Origin of the sequence: Streptomyces lincolnensis (genome assembly GCF_001685355.1) — a bacterium.
Lineage (GTDB): Bacteria > Actinomycetota > Actinomycetes > Streptomycetales > Streptomycetaceae > Streptomyces > Streptomyces lincolnensis.
The window spans coordinates 4,245,969-4,265,538 of the sequence record NZ_CP016438.1 but is presented as its reverse complement, the minus strand read 5'-3'; the positions used below and the strand labels follow the sequence as shown (position 1 = coordinate 4,265,538).

Here is a 19,570-nt window from a genome sequence, read left to right as displayed (position 1 = left end):
GGAGCGTGAGGAACAGCATGTCCGCCCCCAGGGGCGCGATCCAGGAAATGTGCGAGGCTGGAAAGCGAGTGGATGCATAGCTTCCACACAGGTTACGCAGGGTGAGAGGCCCGTCACGATGTCTGTAGTCGAACAGTACGCGCGAGCCCACATCGTTTCGGACGCGGACATCGCGGACGACGAGGCGGTGCCGGTGATGCTGCGCTACGACCCCGAGACCGACCCCCGCTCGGTACGGGTCGGCCTTCCCGGCACCGACGAGTGGACCTTCTCCCGCGCCCTGCTCGAACAGGGCCTGCGGGCCCCGGCCGGCAGCGGAGAGGTCCGCGTCTGGCCGTGCGGGCGGGTGCAGGCCGTGGTCGAGTTCCACTCCGCGCAGGGCGTCTCCGTCGTCCAGTTCGAGACGAAGGCCCTGCTCAGGTTTCTGCGCCGGACCTATACGGCGACCCCGGTGGGACGCGGCGGATCAGCCGCCCAGCTTCAGCAGTGACGCCACGATCGGTCCCGCCGTGTCGCCGCCGTGGCCGCCCGCCTGGACGACACCCGCGGCCGCGAGGTCACCGCGGTAGGCGGTGAACCAGCCGTTCGGCTTCTTCTGGCCGTCGACCTCCGCCGAGCCCGTCTTCGCGCCGACGTTGCCGCTGACCCCGGACATCGCCTCGGCCGCGGTGCCGTAGCCCGCGGTGTACGACATCAGCTCCCGCAGCTGCCCGAGCGTGCCCGCGGACAGCGTGCGGGAGGCCGTGGCGAGCTTGCGGTCGTCGACCGAGGGGGAGACCAGATAGGGCTGCTTGAAGGTGCCCGACTCGATGGTCGCGGAGACCGAGGCCATGTTCAGCGGGTTCATCCGGACCCCGCCCTGGCCGATCAGCGAGGCCGCCATCTGCGCCTGCGACTGCACCGGCACCGAGCCGTCGAAGGTCGAGACGCCGACGGACCAGTTGTTCATGGACAAGCCGAAGACCTGCTGGGCCTGCTTGGTCAGGCTGTCGTTGTCCAGCTTGGGCGCCTGGCTGATGAAGGCGGTGTTGCAGGAGCGGGCGAAGCTCGCCTTGAAGGTGCCGTTCTTGATCTCGAACTTGTCGTCGTTCTGGAACTTCCAGCCGCCGTAGGTGAAGTACTTCGGGCAGGGATGCGTCTTGTCCGCCGACGCCAGGCCCTTGTCGATCAGCAGCGTGGAGGTGATGACCTTCATCGTGGAGCCGGGGGCGAGGGAGCCCTGGAGGGCGACGTTGAATCCGTGGGAGGCGTTGGCGAAGGCCAGGATCTCCCCGGTCGACGGGCGCAGGACGACCACCGACGACTTGGCCTTCTTGGCGACCTGGGCCTCCGCGGCCGCCTGGAGCGTCGGGTTCAGGGTCGTCTTCACGGTGCCCGGCGTGCCCTTGCTGAGCGTCAGCAGCGTCTTGTCGGACAGCTCGTCCGCCTCGGCCGCCTTGCCGCGGATCACCCGGAGCTCGATGCCCGCCTTGCCGCCGGCCGTCTTGCCGTACTTCTCGCGCAGACTGTCCAGGGCCGTGCCCAGCGACGGGTACTTGGCCTCGGTGACCGCGCCGCCGTCCCGGTCGACCGCCTTGATCGGCGGGGTCCCGGACTCACCGGTGACCAGGGTGTCGCCGTCCTTCAGGTCGGGGTGCACGACCGAGGAGTGCCAGTCGACGCGCGGCTTGCCGGTGGCGGTGTCACGGACCACGGTGAGCGCGCCGGCGTACGTCAGCGGCTTGCTGGTGTCCTTGTACGTCACCGTGCCCTTCACGGTGAAGGGGACCTTGCCGCCGGTGGGAGTGCCCGCGGTGAGCGTGACGTCCTTGATGTGGGCGTCCTTGGTGTAGCTCGTCAGCAGGGCGGTGGCCGCCTCGGCGTCGCTCGTCGCGGCCGCCGCCGCGGGGACCCGGCCCTGCTGCCAGGACGTCAGGAAGGTCCGCGCGGTGGTGGTGACCTCGGTCGCCGAGAGCGGGCCGGTCTTGACGGCCTTCGCCTTCTGGTCGGCGCTCGCGGACGTCGACTGCGTCCGGTCCTCGGCCCCCTTGCCGCCGTACAGCGCGTAGGCGCCGAAACCGGCGCCGGCGACGACCACCGCGATGGCGCCGCCGATCACGGCCGGCTTCGTCTTCCGTCGCTCGGCGGCGACGCGCCTTCTGTTGCCCACAGCTTTCGTTCCTCCGCGATCCCAGGGTCCCCGTTGCCCTCTTCAGTCCCAACGACGACAACCACCCTAGAGTCCCGTCCCGCGGGGGTGAGTTCAGCCTGCCGTTCGTAGCACAGCTGCGACAATCGGGCCGGCCGCGTCGCCGCCGTGGCCGCCCTCCTCGGTCATGGCCGCCGCGGCGACGTCGTTGCGGAATCCGGTGAACCAGCTGTTCGACTCGGCCTGGCCGTCCACCTCGGCGGAACCGGTCTTGGCGCCGATGTCGTCGCCGAGTCCCCGCATCGCCGTGGCGGCGGTGCCCTGGGTCGCGGTCAGCCGCATCATCTGCTTGAGCTGGGCGGCGGTGCTATCCGGCAGCCCCTTGGCGGTCGCCAGCTGCCGGTCGTCGAGTTCGGGGGAGACCAGATAGGGCTGGCGGAAGCTGCCGGTGATCGCGGTGGCCGTCACCGAGGCCATGTTCAGCGGGTTCATCTGGACCTGGCCCTGGCCGATGGCGCCCGCCGCGCGGTCGGGGCCGCTGACCGCGGGGACCTTGCCGTCGACGGAGACGATGCCGGTCTTCCAGTCCTTGCCGATCCCGAACCGGGTCTCGGCCTCCGTGGTCAGCGACTCGTCGGTGAGCGGCTCCTCGTCGATCAGCTTGATGAAGGCCGTGTTGCAGGACCGCAGGAAGCTGTTGGCGAGGGTCGCGCTCGGGTTGGGCTCCATGTTCGTCAGGTTCTTGAAGGTCTGCCCCTGCCACACCGCGTCGTCCGGACACGGGGCGGGGCCGTTCATCGAGGTCACACCGTTGTCTATCAGCATGGCCGCGGTGATGATCTTCATCGTGGAGCCGGGAGCCGCCGTGCCCTCGAAGGCCGCGTTGAAGGCGTCGGTGCGGTGGTTGGCCACCGCGAGGACCTCGCCGGTGCTGGGCTTGACCGCGACGACGGAGGACTGCGAGTACTTCTTCACCGCCGTCTCGGCCGCCGCCTGCGCGCTCGCGCTGATCGTGGTGTTCAGCTTGCCCGGCTTGCCCTTGGCGAGGGTCAGCAGCGGGGTGTCGGCGACGGCCCGGTCGGCGTGTCTGACCACCAGTTCGACGCCGGGGGTGCCGCCGGCCTTGTCGCCGTAGCGGTCGCGCAGGGCGTCCAGGACCGGGCCGAGGGAGGGGTACTTCTCCTTCGTCAGCACGGTGCCGTTCCGGTCCACCGCCTCGATCGGCGGGTTCGCCGACTCCTCGGTGACCAGGGTGTCGTCGCGCCGCAGCTCCGGGTGGATCACGGAGGGCTGCCAGTCGACCAGCGCCCGTCCGGTGGTGACCCCGCGCACCACGGTCAGCTCGCTCCTGTACGTCAGCGGCTTCGACGTCCCGTCGTGGACCACCTTCGCCTTCACCGTGTACGGCACGGTGGCGCCGGAGGCCGTACCGGGCGTGATCGTCACGTCGGTGATGTGCGCGGTCGTGCCGTACGCCGTCAGCAGCGGCTCGGCCGCCGTGTCGTTGTTCGTGAGGGCCGCGGCGCTCGCCGCCTGCCCCTTCTCCCACGCCGCGAAGAACTTGGCCGTCGTCTCCTCGACCTCGTCGGCGCTCGGCGGCCCGCTCTTCACCGGCGCGGGACCGGCCGCACCGGTGCCCCCGTCGCCGTTCAGCGCGGACACGATGTTGTAGGCGCCGTACCCGGCCCCGCCGACCATCGCCGCGAACACGCCGCCGATGACGGCGACCTTGACCCCCCTGGCCATCTGACGTCCCCTCCCCGTCGAGCCCCTGCTCCACTTTCTGAACGTGTTCAGAAAAACTGCCGTGCGAGGCACTCTATGCGGAAGCCGGGACCGGTGTGACGGAAGTTTCGCTTTTGTTGGGTGAAGCTGTGCGAATCCATGTTCGAGTATGTGTGCGTGCGGCACCTGAGTACGCGTACTCAGGTCCGCCCCGCCCCCCTCGTCCACGCTGGTCCCATCAGCCGAACAAGGCCGAACAAGGGGGAAGCCGACCATGCGCAAGACGATGCTGGGCCTCGCAGTGGCCTCTGTCACCGCCGCCCTGACGCTCACCGCCTGCTCGATACAGGAAGCCAGCTGTAGCGACGGCGAATACCCCGTCCTCACCGTGGGCGGCACCGGCAGCGCCTGCGTCTCCGACGACGAGAAGCCGCCGAAGGGCTACACCCGCTACCCGGAGGGCAAGGAGCCGGAGCACGTCGACGACAAGTGGGACGTCTACTGGCGGACCCACACGGTCGACGAGAACGGCAAGATCATCAAGGCGCCCGCCGAGTGACCACCGGCTAGACCCAGCTGTCCAGCCACATCCGTGCCCGCCAGCTGTCCATCGGGATGGCCGTGCCGGTGTGGATGGGCCAGAAGTAGATGAAGTTCCAGGCGATCAGCAGGACCAGGACACCCGCGCCGGTCGCGCCGGCGACGCGGCGGGTGTCGGTGGAGCCCGGTGGGCCGACGAGCGCGCCGACCAGCATGGCGACGGCCAGGCAGAGGAACGGGACGAAGACGATCGTGTAGAAGAAGAAGATCGTCCGGTCCTGGTAGAGGAACCACGGCAGATACCCGGCCGCGACACCGCAGGCGATCGCGCCCGCCCGCCAGTCGCGGCGGAAGAACCAGCGCCACAACACGTACAGGAGCGCGAAGCAGGCGGTCCACCACAGCATCGGCGTCCCGATGGCCAGGACCTCGCGCGGGCACTTCTCCACCGCGTCGGCCGGACAGCCCTGGGTGCCGGGCGCGACGGTCTCGTAGAAGTACGACACCGGGCGGCCGTCGACGATCCAGCTCCAGGGGTTGGACTGGTAGGTGTGCTTCGAGTGCAGGTTGATGTTGAACTCGTAGACCTGCTGCTCGTAGTGCCACAGGCTGCGCAGCCAGTCCGGGAACAGCCACGACCAGCTGTTGCCCTGGTCGTTGACGGCCGCCCAGTTGCGGTAGTAGCCGCCGGTGCCGTCGGAGGGCGAGAGGATCCAGCCCAGCCAGGACAGCAGGTAGGTGACGACCGCCACCGGCACGGTCGCCACGAAGGCCAGCCCCAGGTCCCGCCGGAGCACGGCCGCGTACGGGCGGTGCGCGCCCGCGACCCGGCGGGTGCCGACGTCCCACAGCACCGTCAGGACGCAGAAGAAGACCAGGACGTACAGGCCGTTCCACTTGGTGCCGGCGGCCAGGCCCAGCATCAGGCCGGCCCCCCAGCGCCAGGGGCGCCACCCGAAGCGCAGGGTCTCGGCGACCTGGGCGTCCGGTCGCACCCGGCCGTCCGCGTCCACGGGGAGCGCGGCGGCCAGTTTCTCGCGCACCCGGTCCCGGTCGATCACCAGACAACCGAACGCGCCCAGCACGAAGAACATCAGCACACCGTCGAGCAGCGAGGTGCGCGCCATCACGAACGCCAGCCCGTCCACCGCCATCAGCGCACCGGCCAGGCAGCCGAGGAACGTGGAGCGGAAGATACGGCGGCCGATCCGGCACAGCATCAGGATCGACAGCGTGCCGAGCAGGGCGGTCATGAACCGCCAGCCGAACGGGTTGAACCCGAAGATCAGTTCGCCGATCCCGATGACGTACTTGCCGACCGGTGGATGGACGACGTAGGACGCCTCGGTCGGGATCGGGACGTTGCCGTTGTTCTGGAGGATCAGGTCGTTGACGTTCTTGTCCCAGTTGACCTCGAACCCGCGGTGGACGAGCCCCCACGCGTCCTTGGCGTAGTACGTCTCGTCGAATATCACCGCCTTGGGACTGCCCAGGTGGTAGAAGCGCAGGATGCCCGCGAACAGTGTCACCAGCAGCGGGCCGCCCCACCCGGACCAGCGGCCCCACCGCTCGGCGAGCCGTCCGGACACCCCGAACACCGCCCACAGCCGGGGGCTGGGCGTCACGTACGGCGGCACCAGGCGGTCGCGCACGTCGCTTCTGGGCTGCGCCGTGTATCCGAAACGGCGCAGCCGCAGGTGCCACGACGGCCGCTGGTCCGGGAGGGCCTGGTGCTGCCGGGTGTCCGTGGAGGACGCGGTACTGGTCACCGCGCCATCGTAGGGAACGGTGCTGTGTGAGTCCCGTGCTTGCGAGGGAGAGGCGGGTATGCGTCCGGATCCCACGGCCCCTGGGAGGATGGGACACGTGACAGTCGCACCCGGAACCCTGGTCCTTGCCGGTACTCCCATCGGTGACATCTCCGACGCCCCGCCCCGGCTCGCCGAGGAGCTGGCCGGGGCCGATGTCGTCGCCGCCGAGGACACGCGTCGGCTGCGCCGGCTGACGCAGGCGCTCGGGGTGACGCCGAAGGGGAGGGTCGTCTCCTACTTCGAGGGCAACGAGGCCGCGCGGACGCCCGAGCTGGTCGAGGAGCTGGCCGGCGGCGCCCGGGTGCTGCTCGTCACCGACGCGGGGATGCCGTCCGTCTCCGACCCCGGCTACCGGCTCGTCGCCGCCGCCGTGGAGAAGGACATCCGGGTCACCGCCGTCCCGGGGCCGTCCGCGGTGCTCACCGCGCTCGCGCTGTCCGGGCTGCCCGTCGACCGGTTCTGCTTCGAGGGGTTCCTGCCCCGCAAGGCGGGCGAGCGGCTGTCCCGGCTGCGGGAGGTCGCCGCCGAGCGCCGCACCCTCGTCTACTTCGAGGCCCCGCACCGGCTCGACGACACCCTCGCCGCGATGGCCGAGGTCTTCGGCACCGACCGGCGGGCCGCCGTCTGCCGGGAGCTGACCAAGACGTACGAGGAGGTCAAGCGGGGCCCGCTGGCCGAGCTGGCCGCCTGGGCCGCCGAGGGCGTCCGCGGGGAGATCACCGTCGTCGTCGAGGGGGCGCCGGAGAAGGGGCCCGAGGAACTCGACGCGGCGGAACTCGTACGGCGGGTGCGGGTGCGCGAGGAGGCGGGCGAGCGCCGCAAGGAGGCGATCGTCGCGGTGGCCGCCGAGGCGGGGCTGCCCAAGCGGGAGGTGTTCGACGCGGTGGTGGCGGCGAAGAACGCCGGGACGATGTGACCCCGCGGACGCCGGGACGGTGTGACACCGCGCACAAAGGGGCGCACAGGGCTCTGAGCAGGGCGTATCTCCTTTGAGCGTGCGCCCCATGGCAGCGCAAAGAGCAGGCTTGGAAAGCAAAGCCCACGGGCCGTCAACGGGTCGGTAGGGCAAGGAACACCCAAAACGACTCCAACACTCGACAGGGCTGCTGCGCTCGCCCCGGCGGAGCAGTCCACTGGAGCAGGGGACGTACTCGTCCCCCGATCCAGCGGACTGGAGGAGCTGGCATGAGTGAGACCGCCGTCGTCCACGAGTCGTATTCCTTCGCCTGCATGCGCTGCGGGCACGGGTGGGAGCAGTCGTACGAGATAGAGCACCATGTGGACGCGCAGGGCCACGAGTTCGTGCAGTACGTCGTGAACGGCCGGGTCGTGCCCTCCCCGCTCTCCAGGCCCACCTGCGCCAACTGCGACAACCACCTGGTGCGGATCATGCGGCCGGGCCGGGTCGCGTCCGCCCGGGAGGCCGCGCAGCACCACCGCACACCGTCCGCCGGGCCGGCGCGGGCGGGCGAGGCCGGGGAAGCCGGGGAACACCACCACTGGCACCTCTCCGACCTGCTGCACCCGTTCCAGCGCAGGGCGAGCTGACGGCTCCGGTCATCGTGGGCATGCCCCTTTCGTAGGATCGGGGCATGCCTTCGAACAGCCCGAGCGAGAAGCACGCGGCGCCGCCGCTCCCGGAACCCCTCCGGGTGCCGGTCGCCGACTCCCACACCCACCTCGACATGCAGTCCGGCACGGTGGCGGAGGGACTCGCGAAGGCCGCCTCGGTGGGCGTGACCACGGTCGTGCAGGTCGGCTGCGACCTCAAGGGCTCGCGCTGGGCCGCCGAGACGGCCGCCCGGTACGACGCCGTCCACGCGACCGTGGCCCTGCATCCGAACGAAGCCCCCCGCATCGTCCACGGGGACCCCGACGGCTGGTCCCGGCAGGGCGCACGGCAGCCGGGGGGCGCGGCGGCGCTCGACGAGGCGCTCGCCGAGATCGACCGCCTGGCCGCGCTCCCCCAGGTCAAGGGCGTCGGCGAGACGGGCCTCGACTACTTCCGCACCGGGCCCGAGGGCAAGGAGGCGCAGGAGCGGTCCTTCCGCGCCCACATCGAGATCGCCAAGCGGCACGGCAAGGCCCTGGTCATCCACGACCGCGACGCCCACGCCGACGTCCTGCGCGTGCTGAAGGAGGAGGGCGCCCCCGAGCGCACCGTCTTCCACTGCTACTCCGGCGACGCCGAGATGGCGGAGATCTGCGCGAGCGCGGGCTACTTCATGTCCTTCGCCGGCAACGTCACCTTCAAGAACGCCCAGCACCTGCGCGACGCCCTCGCCGTGGCCCCCCTGGAACTGGTGCTGGTGGAGACCGACGCGCCGTTCCTGACGCCCGTGCCGTACCGCGGACGGCCCAACGCCCCCTATCTCGTTCCGGTCACGGTGCGTGCCATGGCCGCCGTGCGCGGCATCGACGAGGACGCCCTGGCGTCGGCACTCGCGGAAAACACGGCACGCGCGTTCGGCTACTGAACCTCTCGAACGTGACTGCGAGTAGTCGGGCCGCTTTGGAGAGTGACGGTCGCTCCGCTAGGTTCTGTGGGCCCGATCCGGACCCTGGAGCGTGTCCGCGTGAGCAGTTCGCAGTACGAGACGTACGAGACATACGAGGCGTACGGCCCGACCGCGCCGTACGCACCACCGGCCCCCGGCGGCTATGACGCGCCCCCGGCCGATCTGCACGCCGCCGAGACCCTCGCGTACGGAGTGCACGTGGCGCCGGGGACCTACGAGGACACCTACCGGCCGGCCTACGAGGCGCCGCCGCCGCGGACCGCGCAGCGGGCGCCCGCGGACGCGCTGCCAGCCGCAGTGGGAGGACGGTCGGCGCGCAGGCGCCGGGCCCGCTCCGCGGAGCGCTCGGACAGCACGATGCGCCGGCTGGTCCCGCAGGCGCTGGTCGTGGCGTTCCTCGCGGGCGGCACCTCCGCGTTCGTCGCCAAGGACAAGGCGATCGAGCTGAGCGTCGACGGCAAGCCGCGCACGCTGCACACCTTCGCGGACGACGTGACCGAGCTGCTCGCCGAGGAGGGCGTGGAGGTGGGCGCGCACGACGTGGTCGCCCCCGCCCCCGGCGAGGAGCTCGCCAGCGGCGACGAGGTCGCGGTCCGCTTCGGGCGCCCCGTACGGCTCACGCTCGACGGACAGCGGCGCGAGGTGTGGACGACGGCGCGCACGGTCGAGGGGGCGCTCGAACAGCTGGGGGTGCGGGCCGAGGGCGCGTATCTGTCGACCTCGCGCTCCCGGCCCATCGGCCGCGAGGGGCTCGCGCTGGACGTGCGCACCGAGCGCTCCGTGACGATCATGGCCGACGGCCGGGCCCGCACCATCCGCACCAACGCGGCGACCGTGCGCGAGGCCGTCCAGGAGGCCGGGATCACCCTGCGCGGCCAGGACACCACCTCCGTCGGGCCCGACAGCTTCCCGCGCGACGGCCAGACCGTCACCGTGCTCCGGATCACCGGCACGAAGGAGGTCCGGGAGGAGGCGATCCCCTTCGAGGTGGAGCGGACCGAGGACCCCTCCCTGTTCAGGGGCACCGAGGTCGTCGAGCGGGCCGGACAGGTGGGACTCAGGCGGGTCACGTACTCCCTGCGGACCGTCAACGGCGTCAGGCAGAAGCCACGGCGGCTGCGCACCGAGGTGGTGCGGGAGCCGCGCACCCGGGTGGTCAAGGTCGGCACGAAGCCGATGCCGACCTCCGTGCAGGGCGCGGACGGCCTGAACTGGCAGTCACTGGCCGCCTGCGAGTCCGGCGGCCGCCCGGGCGCGGTCGACCCGTCGGGGACGTACGGCGGGCTCTACCAGTTCGACACCCGGACCTGGCAGAGCCTCGGCGGCGCCGGCCGCCCGCAGGACGCCTCGGCCTCCGAGCAGACCTTCCGCGCGAAGAAGCTGTACGTCCAGCGGGGAGCGAGCCCCTGGCCGCACTGCGGGCGGCGACTGCACGGGTGAGCGGCGGCCCCGCCGCCCCGTACCCTTGTCGCCGTGAGCAGCAGCCCCGCCCCCGACGCCCTCCTCGGGCCCGCCGACGTCCGCGAACTCGCGGCGGCCCTCGGCGTGCGTCCGACCAAGCAGCGCGGCCAGAACTTCGTGATCGACGCGAACACGGTCCGCCGGATCGTGCGCACCGCGGACGTCCGCCCCGACGACGTGGTGGTCGAGGTGGGACCCGGACTCGGCTCGCTCACCCTGGCCCTGCTGGAGGTGGCCGACCGGGTCACCGCCGTGGAGATCGACGACGTCCTCGCCGGCGCGCTGCCCGCCACGGTCGCCGCGCGGATGCCGGAGCGCGCGGAGCGTTTCGCGCTGGTGCACACCGACGCGATGCACGTGACCGAGCTGCCCGGGCCCGCCCCGACCACGCTGGTCGCGAACCTGCCGTACAACGTGGCCGTGCCGGTCCTGCTGCACATGCTGGAGACCTTCCCCACCATCGAGCGCACCCTCGTGATGGTCCAGGCGGAGGTCGCCGACCGGCTCGCCGCCGGGCCCGGTTCGAAGGTGTACGGCGTCCCCTCGGTCAAGGCCAACTGGTACGCCGAGGTCAAGCGGGCCGGGTCCATCGGGCGCACCGTCTTCTGGCCGGCCCCGAACGTCGACAGCGGGCTGGTCTCGCTGGTGCGGCGGACCGAACCGCTGAAGACCACCGCGTCCAGGCGCGAGGTCTTCGCCGTCGTGGACGCCGCGTTCGCCCAGCGCCGCAAGACCCTGCGGGCCGCGCTCGCCGGCTGGGCGGGATCGGCGGCCGCCGCCGAGGCCGCCCTGGTCGCCGCGGGGGTCTCGCCGCAGGCGCGCGGAGAGGCCATCACGGTGGAGGAGTTCGCCCGCATCGCGGAGAACCGCGTCGGCCACGACACCGAGGAGCAGACCCACCCGTGAGCGTCACCGTCCGCGTCCCCGCCAAGGTCAACGTCCAGCTCGCGGTCGGCGCCGCCCGGCCCGACGGCTTCCACGACCTGGCCAACGTCTTCCTCGCGGTCGGCCTCCACGACGAGGTGACGGCGACCCCGGCCGACGCACTGCGCGTCACCTGCTCCGGTCCGGACGCCGGCCAGGTGCCCCTGGACCGCACGAACCTGGCGGCCCGCGCGGCGATCGCCCTCGCGGGGCGGCACGGCCTGGAACCCGCCGTCCATCTCCACATCGCCAAGGACATCCCCGTCGCCGGCGGCATGGCGGGCGGCAGCGCGGACGGCGCGGGCGCGCTGCTGGCCTGCGACGAGCTGTGGGGCACCAACGCCTCGCGCGAGGAACTCCTCGACATCTGCGCCGAGTTGGGCAGCGACGTGCCGTTCAGCCTGGTCGGCGGGGCCGCACTCGGCACCGGACGCGGCGAGCGGCTCACCGGCCTGGAGGTCGGCGGCAGCTTCCACTGGGTGTTCGCGATGGCGGAGCGCGGACTGTCGACCCCGGCCGTCTTCCGGGAGTTCGACCGGCTCACCGAGACACTCGACGTCCCCGAACCGGTCGCCTCCCAGGAACTGCTCGACGCCCTCGCGAAGGGCGACCCGGACGCGCTCGCCGCCGCCGTCTCCAACGACCTCCAGCCCGCCGCCCTCTCCCTCTTCCCGGAACTCGCCGGCACCCTCGCCGCGGGCCGCGCCGCCGGTGCCCTCGCCGCGCTGGTCTCGGGCTCGGGCCCGACCACGGCGTTCCTCGCGCGCGAGGAGGAGTCGGCACGGCAGGTGGCCGAGGCGCTGCGGACGTCCGGGACGTGCCGGACGGTGCGCACGGCGTCGGGTCCGGTGCCGGGAGCCACCGTGGTGGCCCCGGGGCGCTGAACCCCCGGCCACCGGGGCGTACGGCCTTGTTTGAAGGGGGGACCGCCCGCCCGACTACTCTGGAGGGTCGATCGTCCCCCCTGTCAGGAGAGAAATGGCCGTCAACCTGGTCAATGTCGAGAACGTCAGCAAGGTGTACGGCACGCGTGCCCTGCTGGACGGTGTTTCGCTCGGCGTCTCCGAGGGTGATCGCATCGGCGTCGTGGGCCGCAACGGCGACGGCAAGACCACCCTGATCCGGATGCTGGCCAAGCTGGAGGAGACCGACACCGGACGCGTCACGCACTCCGGCGGGCTGCGCCTCGGCGTCCTGACCCAGCACGACTCCCTCGACCCGGCCGCCACCGTCCGGCACGAGGTCATCCGGGACCTGGCCGACCACGAGTGGGCCGGCAACGCGAAGATCCGCGACGTGCTGACCGGCCTGTTCGGCGGGCTCGACCTGCCCGGCTTCCCGCAGGGACTCGACACCGTCATCGGCCCGCTCTCCGGCGGTGAGCGCCGCCGTATCGCGCTCGCCAAGCTGCTCATCGACGAGCAGGACCTGATCGTCCTGGACGAGCCCACCAACCACCTCGACGTGGAGGGCATCGCCTGGCTCGCCCAGCATCTGCGCGAGCGCCGGTCCGCGCTCGTGTGCGTCACCCACGACCGGTGGTTCCTCGACCAGGTCTGCACGCGCATGTGGGACGTGCAGAAGGGCGCCGTCCACGAGTACGAGGGCGGCTACTCCGACTACGTCTTCGCGCGTGCCGAGCGCGAGCGCATCGCCGCCACCGAGGAGACCAAGCGGCAGAACCTGGTCCGCAAGGAGCTGGCGTGGCTGCGGCGCGGCGCCCCCGCCCGGACGTCCAAGCCGCGCTTCCGCGTCGAGGCCGCCAACGAGCTCATCGCGGACGTGCCGCCGCCCCGGGACAGCAGCGAGCTGATGAAGTTCGCCTCCTCGCGGCTCGGCAGGACCGTCTTCGACCTGGAGGACGTGACCGTCCAGGCCGGACCCAAGGTGCTGCTCAAGCACATCACCTGGCAGCTCGGGCCCGGCGACCGCATCGGTCTCGTCGGTGTCAACGGCGCGGGCAAGACGTCCCTGCTGCGGGCCATGACCGAGGCCGCCCGCACCGAGGGCGAGGCCCAGCCCGCCGCCGGCCGGGTCGTCGTGGGCAGGACGGTCAAGCTGGCCTACCTCTCCCAGGAGGTCGGCGAGCTCGACCCGAAGCTGCGGGTGCTGGAGGCCGTCCAGCAGGTGCGTGAGCGCGTCGACCTCGGCAAGGGGCGCGAGATGACCGCCGGGCAGCTGTGCGAGACGTTCGGCTTCAACAAGGACAAGCAGTGGACGCCGGTCGGCGACCTGTCCGGCGGTGAGCGCCGCCGGCTCCAGCTCCTGCGGCTGCTGATGGACGAGCCCAACGTCCTCTTCCTCGACGAGCCCACCAACGACCTCGACATCGAGACCCTGACCCAGCTGGAGGACGTCCTCGACGGCTGGCCCGGCTCGATGATCGTCATCTCCCACGACCGGTTCTTCGTCGAGCGCACCACCGACCGCGTCTTCGCCCTCCTGGGCGACGCCACCCTGCGGATGCTCCCGCGCGGCATCGACGAGTACCTGGAGCGCCGCCGCCGGATGGAGGAGGCGGCCGCGGCGTCGGCGCCGGTCGCCGGCAAGCCCGTCGCCGAGAAGAGCGCGGCCGACCAGCGCGCCGCCAAGAAGGAGCTCCAGAAGATCGAACGGCAGCTGGACAAGCTCTCCGAGAAGGAGGCCAGGCTGCACGCACAGATCGCCGATAACGCCACGGACTTCGCGAAAGTGGCCGAACTCGACGCCGGGCTTCGCGACTTGACCGGTGAGCGCGAGGAACTGGAGCTTCGGTGGCTGGAACTCGCCGAGGACGCGTGAAGGGTGCGTGAAGGCCGATAACGGGGGTATCACGGGCCGGTCCTCCCTTGGGAACAGGGGAGGACACGGCCCGGTGCGCTGTCGGTGCAGAGTGATAGAAAGAGCCGTCTGAGAACTTTCTGATACGACTCTGGGTCCATTACGTACCTCAGGGCGTGGCTAAAAATCAGTGATCGAACGGGGGAACCGCTGATGACTCAGCCGCCCAACCAGCCGCCGCAGGACGGTTTCGGAGCGCCACAAGGCGATTTCGGAGCGCCACAGCAACAGCCGCCGCAGCAGGACGGCTTCGGCGCGCCGCAGCCGCCGCAGGGCCCGCCCGCCGACCCTCCGCCGCAGCCCGGGTACGGCTATCCGGAGCCGCCCCCGGCCGCCCCGCAGCCGGGGTACGGCCAGCCGCAGCAGCCCTCCGGCCCCTACGCCCAGCCGGGTCCGTACGGTCAGCCGGGACCCTACGGTCAGCCGGGCCAGCCCGGTCCCTACGGTGCTCCCGGCGCCGCTCAGCCCGGCCCGTACGGTCAGCCGCAACCGCCTGGTTCCTACGGGCAGCAGCCCGGATACGGCTATCCGCCCCAGCCGCAGTACCCGGGCGGGCCCGGCACCCCGCCGCCCGGCTCCGGCTCGCGCAACCCCTTCAGGGGCCGGCCCGCCCTCGTCATCGGCGCCGCGGTCGCCGCGCTGCTCGTCATCGGCGGGACCGTCTTCGCGGTCGCCGGCGGGGACGACAAGGAGCCCGTCGCCAAGCCGACCGACGACGCCAAGCCCTCCGCCTCCGCCTCCGGCGCCCCGGTCAACCCGGGTGACGGCAGCGGCGACGGCGGCCAGGGCACCGAGGACCTCAACGAGGGCCGCCAGGCCGGCGAGTCCAAGGTGCTCTGGTACAAGGAGGCGCCCGACGCCCCCGGCAACGGCGCCGACGCCAACGGCATGTGGATCACCGACAAGGCCGCGGTGAAGTCGGCGTACAAGCAGCTCGTCGCGTACAACGTCGGTGACGGCAGGCCGACCTGGGCCCCGATCACCTTCCCCGCCGAGATCTGCGCGGTCACCCCGCAGAAGACCTCCGACGACACCATCGTCGTGGCGTACAAGAACGGCACCACCGACCGCGCCAAGTGCAACCTGCTCCAGCAGGTCGATCTCAACACCGGTGCGAAGGGCTGGAGCGGCGAGGTCACCGACGGCGCCGCCTTCGACAGCGCGATCCAGGTCTCCCTCACCCTCAGCGGCAACACGCTGATGGTGGGCCGCTCGCAGTCCGGCACGGCGTACGACGCCCGCACCGGCAAGAAGCTGTTCGACAAGAAGCGCTACGGCGACGCCTGCTTCCCCAGCTCGTTCGCGGGCGGCGCCCGGCTGATCTCGGTGGCCTCCTGCGACGCCGGCCAGGACACCGAGCACGACGAGGTGCAGGAACTCGACCCCACGACCGGCAAGGTCAGGTGGACCCAGAAGTTCGACAAGGGCTGGCGGGTCGAGAAGACCTACTCCGTCGACCCGCTGGTCGTCTACAGCACCAACGACGACAAGAACGCCTGGAACATCGCCACCTTCACCGCCGCCGGCAAGTTCCGCTCCCAGGTCGCCTTCGACGAGGAGTTCGCCCCCGACTGCGGTGGCGGCATCGCCCTCACCGGTGACCTGGAGGGCTGCCGGGGCGTGGCCGCGGACGCCAACACCCTGTACCTGCCGACCGAGGCGACCAGCGGCGCGAACGAGATCGTCGCGATCAACCTCTCCGACGGCAAGGCGAAGTGGCGGGTGAAGTCCCCCGTCGCCGAGAGCATGCAGCCCATGAAGATCGAGGGCGGCAAGCTCATCGCGTACGTGGAGGCGTCCTACGACGCGGGCGGACGGATCGTGTCGATCCCCACGACCGGCGCCAAGCACACGCCGACCACGCTGTTGCAGAACCCGCAGGGCATCGCGGAGATCGAGAGCGGCTTCTACTCCAAGGAAGTCGACTGGGTGGGCGGACGCTTCTACCTCTCCACCTCCCGGCTGTCCGGCAACGACGACACGAAGGAGAAGTTGATGCTCGCCTACGGCAAGTGACCCTTCCCCTCCCGCTGTCGTCGTCCCCTGTCACCGAGGTACTCACGCCATGACCCAACCGCCCCCTCCGCCGCCCAACCAGCCCCCGCAGGGCGGGTTCGGCCCGCCGCAGGACCAGCCGCCGCAGCAGCCCGCGCAGCCGCCGCAGCCGCCGCCGCAGCAGCCCGGTTACGGCTATCCGCAGCAGCAGCAGCCGCAGGCACCTCCCGGGTACGGCTATCCGCAGGCGCCTCCACAGGCGCCCCCGCAGACCCCTCCCGGCTACGGCTATCCCGGGCAGGCCCCGAACCCGTACGGTCAGCCGACGCCGCCGTACGGGCAGCAGCCGCCGTACGGCTACGCGCAGCCGACCATGCCGCTCCAGCCCCAGGCCGGACAGCCCGCCGCGAAGAAGTTCAACGCACAGGTCACCATCATCGTCTCGGCCGTCGTGGCGATCGCGCTGATCGTCGGCGGCGGTGTCTGGTACGCCACGTCCTCCGGTGACAGCGACAAGAAGGACGACACCGCGAACTCCAGCGGCGGCACCGGCGGCAAGGACGACGGCAAGGACGGCGGCAGCGGGGGGACCGGCGGCACCGACACCGGCGGCGGCACCACCGGCACCTCCACCAAGCCCGTGGAGAAGGTGCCCGCCAACCCCGCCTCGAAGATCCTCTTCCAGGTCCCGGCGCCCAAGGTCTCCAAGGACACCACCATCTCGACCGCCGGCTCCTGGCTCACCGACAAGGTGTACGCCAAGAGCGGCGTCGCCGAGATCACCGGCTTCGACCCGGACAAGGGCACCAAGCTGTGGAACATCAAGCTCCCCGGCCCGGTCTGCCAGGGCAGCAACCACACCACCACCGACGGCCGCACGGCGATCATCTACCAGCCCGCCATGCCGACCAAGGACAAGCCCTCACACGGGTGCAGCCAGATCGCCGCGCTCGACCTGAACGCGGGCAAGAAGCTGTGGACGAAGACCGCCAACTCCGGTGACGAGCCCATCAGCTTCAACAACATCACTGTCAGCGGGGGCACGGCCGCCGTGGGCAGCACCAGCGGCGGCGCCGCCTTCGACATCGGCACCGGCAAGCAGCTGTGGGCCCCCAAGCCCACCGACACCTGCTACGACGCCGGCTACGGCGGCGGCGAGAAGCTGGTCGCGGTGCGCCGCTGCGGCGCCTACGACCAGCCCGAGCTGCACATCCAGACCATCGACCCCAAGTCCGGCAAGGTCGTCTCCGACTACAAGATGGGTTCCGGCATCGCCTACGCCAGCGTGGTGTCCAGCAACCCGCTGGTCGTGGCCGCCGACGTCGGTGAGTCCGCCAAGGACGGCAGCGGTATCTCGGACTTCTTCTCCATCGACAACAAGACCGGCAAGCTGCGCACCCGGATCTCCGCGCCCAGCGACCAGTTCGCGGCCAGCTGCGACGGCATCACCAAGGTCGAGGAGTGCCACCAGATCGCCGTCGGCAACGACCGGCTCTACCTGCCGACCGAAGAGCACGACGGCAGCGGGAAGTTCAGCCAGACCAACGAGATCGTCGCGCTCGACCTCGGGACCGGCAAGCAGACCGGGCAGCGGGCCGACGCGGGCGAGGACTACACGATCATGCCGCTGCGGATGGACGGCACGAACATCATCGCGTACAAGCGTCCGCCGTACGACAAGGGCGGGCAGATCGTCAGCATCGACGGCAGCTCGTTCAAGGAGACGAAGCTGCTGGAGAATCCGGCCACGGAGTCGGTGCGGGACGCGGAGACCGGGTTCTCGCCGGACTACTCCGAGCTCCTGTACTCGCAGGGCCACCTGTTCATGTCCGCGATCTTCGCCAGTGATCTGGGGAGTTCGTCGGACGAGGAGGAGTATCTGGCGCTCGCGTTCGGCACGAGCTGATCGATACGAACTGATCGATTCGGTCCGTACGGGTTTTTGATCACGGCCCCGTCCCTGCTCAGGGGCGGGGCCGTGCGCGTACCGCTCATCACCCTCGAATGCGAGGAATTTCGGCGATCCGGGGCACTTCTCACCGGTAGGGGAAGCGCAACGTCGAACAAGCGTGTAGCTTCCGGGGGCATGAAAGGCGGGGGGAGCCGGGAGGGGGCTCCCGTCCGTGTGGACCAGTGGGCATCCGTCGTGGGGCAGCCACAAGGGGATCCATTGGGGGGACTGGGGACACTGGGGATTTTGGGGAGTGGGGGGTAGGTAGGTCGATGGGAGTGCGGCTCATGGTGGTCGACGACCACCGATTGCTCGCCGAGGCGTTGGCCTCGGCGTTGAAGCTGCGCGGGCACCGGGTGCTCGCCGCGGCCGCGCCCGCCGCGGGGGCGGCGGAGCTGGTGATCAGCCGGGCACCGGAGGTGTGTCTGCTGGGGACGGCGACTCCTGCCGAGCCGGGGATGTTCGATCCCGTGGTGAAGATCAAGCGGGAGCGGCCGCAGGTGGCGGTGCTGGTGCTGGGGCCGGTGCCGAATCCTCGGGGGATCGCCGCGGCGTTCGCTGCGGGGGCCTCGGGGTACGTCCGTCATGACGAGCGCATCGAGGGGGTCGAGCGGGCGATCATGAAGGCTCGGGCGGGGGAGGCGGCGGTCGCTCCGCAGCTGTTGCAGGGGGCGTTCTCGGAGCTGTTGAACCCTGCTGCCCAGCCGGACGACGAGGGGCAGCGGCTTCTTCAGATGCTGACGCCCCGTGAGGTCGAGGTGCTGGTGCGGGTCGCCGACGGTGAGGACACCCGGCTGATCGCGGCGGGGATGGGGATCGCGCCGTCCACCGCTCGTACCCATGTCCAGCGGGTGTTGATGAAGCTGGGGGTGGGGTCGCGGTTGGAGGCGGCGGCGTTGGCGGCTCGGACGGGGTTGCTGGATCGGGCCGGTCCCGTGCCGGGCCCTCCGGGGGTTGAGCCGTGATGCCTCGCGGCGCGCTGTGCGGCTCCGGTGGGGGTTTCTGTAGCGCCCACTGTCGTGTTGTGGGTCGGGGCCGGGGCGGGGGGTGTCCGTCCTCGGTCCGGCGGTGCTGTGTCTTCTAGCTGTGCTGCGTGTTGGACGCCGGACGCTGCGGGCGGACACCCCCCGCCCCGTCCCCTTACCGCCGTGGGCGGCTGAGACGCCCACGGCCCGGGGCACCTCATGCCCAACGGCGACTGTCGCTTTTCAGGGGCGCGGGGAACTGCGCGACCAGCCACGACGGACCCGCACCCGGCATACGACCATCGGGGTCGAAGGGGCAGAGCCCCTGGGGATGGGACGGGTAGGGGCGGCGGGGGCGAGAAACGCTCCCGGAACCGCCCGTTGGGGCCCGCCAGGGGGGTGTTACGGGGACGGTTGGTCGTCCGCGTCGTCGACAGCAGGGGTCGGCGGAGCCGTGGGGCGCAGCTTCAGCCAGGCGAGGAAGAAGAGGCCGAGGAGAAGCATGCCGAGGCCGGTCCAGAGGTTGATGTTGATGCCCTGGGCCTTGGAGATGGCGGCGTCGGAGTCGGTGAGCCCGGCGATCGTGACGATGACGCCGTAGACGACGAAGAGGCCGCCGATGATGCGGCGGATGTCGAAGAGACGGGCCGCCGTCGCGGACTTGGTCTGGAGCTCGGAGACCTCGCGGTGGAGGTCCTTCTCGGAGGGTTCAGACATGGTGCTTCCAATCC

The 19,570-nt window shown here is 71.1% G+C and carries 16 protein-coding genes; 12 read left to right on the top strand and 4 right to left on the bottom strand.

What is annotated here, in order from left to right:
• Window positions 1–118 precede the first annotated feature (118 nt).
• Window positions 119–490: an SsgA family sporulation/cell division regulator gene (locus SLINC_RS18805; protein ID WP_067434198.1), complete on the top strand. Its 372-nt coding sequence runs from the start codon at window positions 119–121 to the stop codon at window positions 488–490.
• On the opposite strand, the gene SLINC_RS18800 is transcribed toward SLINC_RS18805, so the two are convergent.
• Window positions 467–2,149 (bottom strand): penicillin-binding transpeptidase domain-containing protein, encoded by a 1,683-nt coding sequence (locus SLINC_RS18800; RefSeq protein ID WP_067434196.1) that lies wholly within the window; start codon window positions 2,147–2,149, stop codon window positions 467–469. The two genes, SLINC_RS18805 and SLINC_RS18800, sit on opposite strands and share 24 nt — an antisense overlap.
• A gap of 93 nt (window positions 2,150–2,242) precedes the next feature.
• The gene (locus SLINC_RS18795; protein ID WP_067434193.1) at window positions 2,243–3,874 is read right to left on the bottom strand and encodes a penicillin-binding transpeptidase domain-containing protein; all 1,632 of its coding nucleotides are present in this window, start codon (window positions 3,872–3,874) and stop codon (window positions 2,243–2,245) included.
• A gap of 253 nt (window positions 3,875–4,127) precedes the next feature.
• On the opposite strand from SLINC_RS18795, the gene SLINC_RS18790 reads away from it, so the two are divergent.
• Complete coding sequence (locus SLINC_RS18790) at window positions 4,128–4,412, top strand: SCO0607 family lipoprotein (RefSeq protein WP_067434190.1); 285 nt, start codon at window positions 4,128–4,130, stop codon at window positions 4,410–4,412.
• Between the two features lie 7 nt (window positions 4,413–4,419).
• On the opposite strand, the gene SLINC_RS18785 is transcribed toward SLINC_RS18790, so the two are convergent.
• The gene (locus tag SLINC_RS18785) at window positions 4,420–6,162 is read right to left on the bottom strand and encodes a dolichyl-phosphate-mannose--protein mannosyltransferase (RefSeq protein WP_067434187.1); all 1,743 of its coding nucleotides are present in this window, start codon (window positions 6,160–6,162) and stop codon (window positions 4,420–4,422) included.
• An 88-nt stretch (window positions 6,163–6,250) separates the two neighbouring features.
• On the opposite strand from SLINC_RS18785, the gene rsmI reads away from it, so the two are divergent.
• The 10 genes from rsmI (at window position 6,251) to SLINC_RS18735 (ending at window position 18,839) form a co-directional block, all read left to right on the top strand.
• A complete protein-coding gene (gene rsmI / locus SLINC_RS18780) occupies window positions 6,251–7,120 on the top strand; it encodes a 16S rRNA (cytidine(1402)-2'-O)-methyltransferase (RefSeq protein WP_067434184.1) in 870 nt (289 codons plus the stop codon).
• Window positions 7,121–7,389: 269 nt separating this feature from the next.
• Window positions 7,390–7,752, top strand: a complete 363-nt coding sequence (locus SLINC_RS18775; RefSeq protein ID WP_067434181.1) for a hypothetical protein — start codon at window positions 7,390–7,392, stop codon at window positions 7,750–7,752.
• 44 nt (window positions 7,753–7,796) lie between these two features.
• Complete coding sequence (locus SLINC_RS18770; protein ID WP_067434178.1) at window positions 7,797–8,681, top strand: TatD family hydrolase; 885 nt, start codon at window positions 7,797–7,799, stop codon at window positions 8,679–8,681.
• Window positions 8,682–8,780: 99 nt separating this feature from the next.
• On the top strand, window positions 8,781–10,163 hold the full coding sequence (locus SLINC_RS18765; RefSeq protein ID WP_067445493.1) for a resuscitation-promoting factor: 1,383 nt from the start codon (window positions 8,781–8,783) through the stop codon (window positions 10,161–10,163).
• A 33-nt stretch (window positions 10,164–10,196) separates the two neighbouring features.
• Entirely contained in the window at window positions 10,197–11,090 is an 894-nt protein-coding gene (gene rsmA, locus SLINC_RS18760; protein WP_067434176.1) for a 16S rRNA (adenine(1518)-N(6)/adenine(1519)-N(6))-dimethyltransferase RsmA, read from the top strand.
• The gene (locus SLINC_RS18755) at window positions 11,087–11,992 is read left to right on the top strand and encodes a 4-(cytidine 5'-diphospho)-2-C-methyl-D-erythritol kinase (protein WP_067434173.1); all 906 of its coding nucleotides are present in this window, start codon (window positions 11,087–11,089) and stop codon (window positions 11,990–11,992) included. The genes rsmA and SLINC_RS18755 overlap by 4 nt, the downstream gene beginning before the upstream one ends.
• Before the next feature lie 94 nt (window positions 11,993–12,086).
• A complete protein-coding gene (locus SLINC_RS18750) occupies window positions 12,087–13,889 on the top strand; it encodes an ABC-F family ATP-binding cassette domain-containing protein (protein WP_067434169.1) in 1,803 nt (600 codons plus the stop codon).
• Window positions 13,890–14,081: 192 nt separating this feature from the next.
• Window positions 14,082–15,944, top strand: a complete 1,863-nt coding sequence (locus SLINC_RS18745; protein WP_067434167.1) for a collagen-like protein — start codon at window positions 14,082–14,084, stop codon at window positions 15,942–15,944.
• Between the two features lie 49 nt (window positions 15,945–15,993).
• Window positions 15,994–17,829, top strand: a complete 1,836-nt coding sequence (locus tag SLINC_RS18740) for an outer membrane protein assembly factor BamB family protein (RefSeq protein WP_067434165.1) — start codon at window positions 15,994–15,996, stop codon at window positions 17,827–17,829.
• Between the two features lie 317 nt (window positions 17,830–18,146).
• Window positions 18,147–18,839, top strand: a complete 693-nt coding sequence (locus SLINC_RS18735) for a helix-turn-helix transcriptional regulator (protein WP_067434163.1) — start codon at window positions 18,147–18,149, stop codon at window positions 18,837–18,839.
• Window positions 18,840–19,241: 402 nt separating this feature from the next.
• On the opposite strand, the gene SLINC_RS18730 is transcribed toward SLINC_RS18735, so the two are convergent.
• On the bottom strand, window positions 19,242–19,556 hold the full coding sequence (locus SLINC_RS18730) for a hypothetical protein (protein WP_067434160.1): 315 nt from the start codon (window positions 19,554–19,556) through the stop codon (window positions 19,242–19,244).
• Window positions 19,557–19,570: the final 14 nt, after the last annotated feature.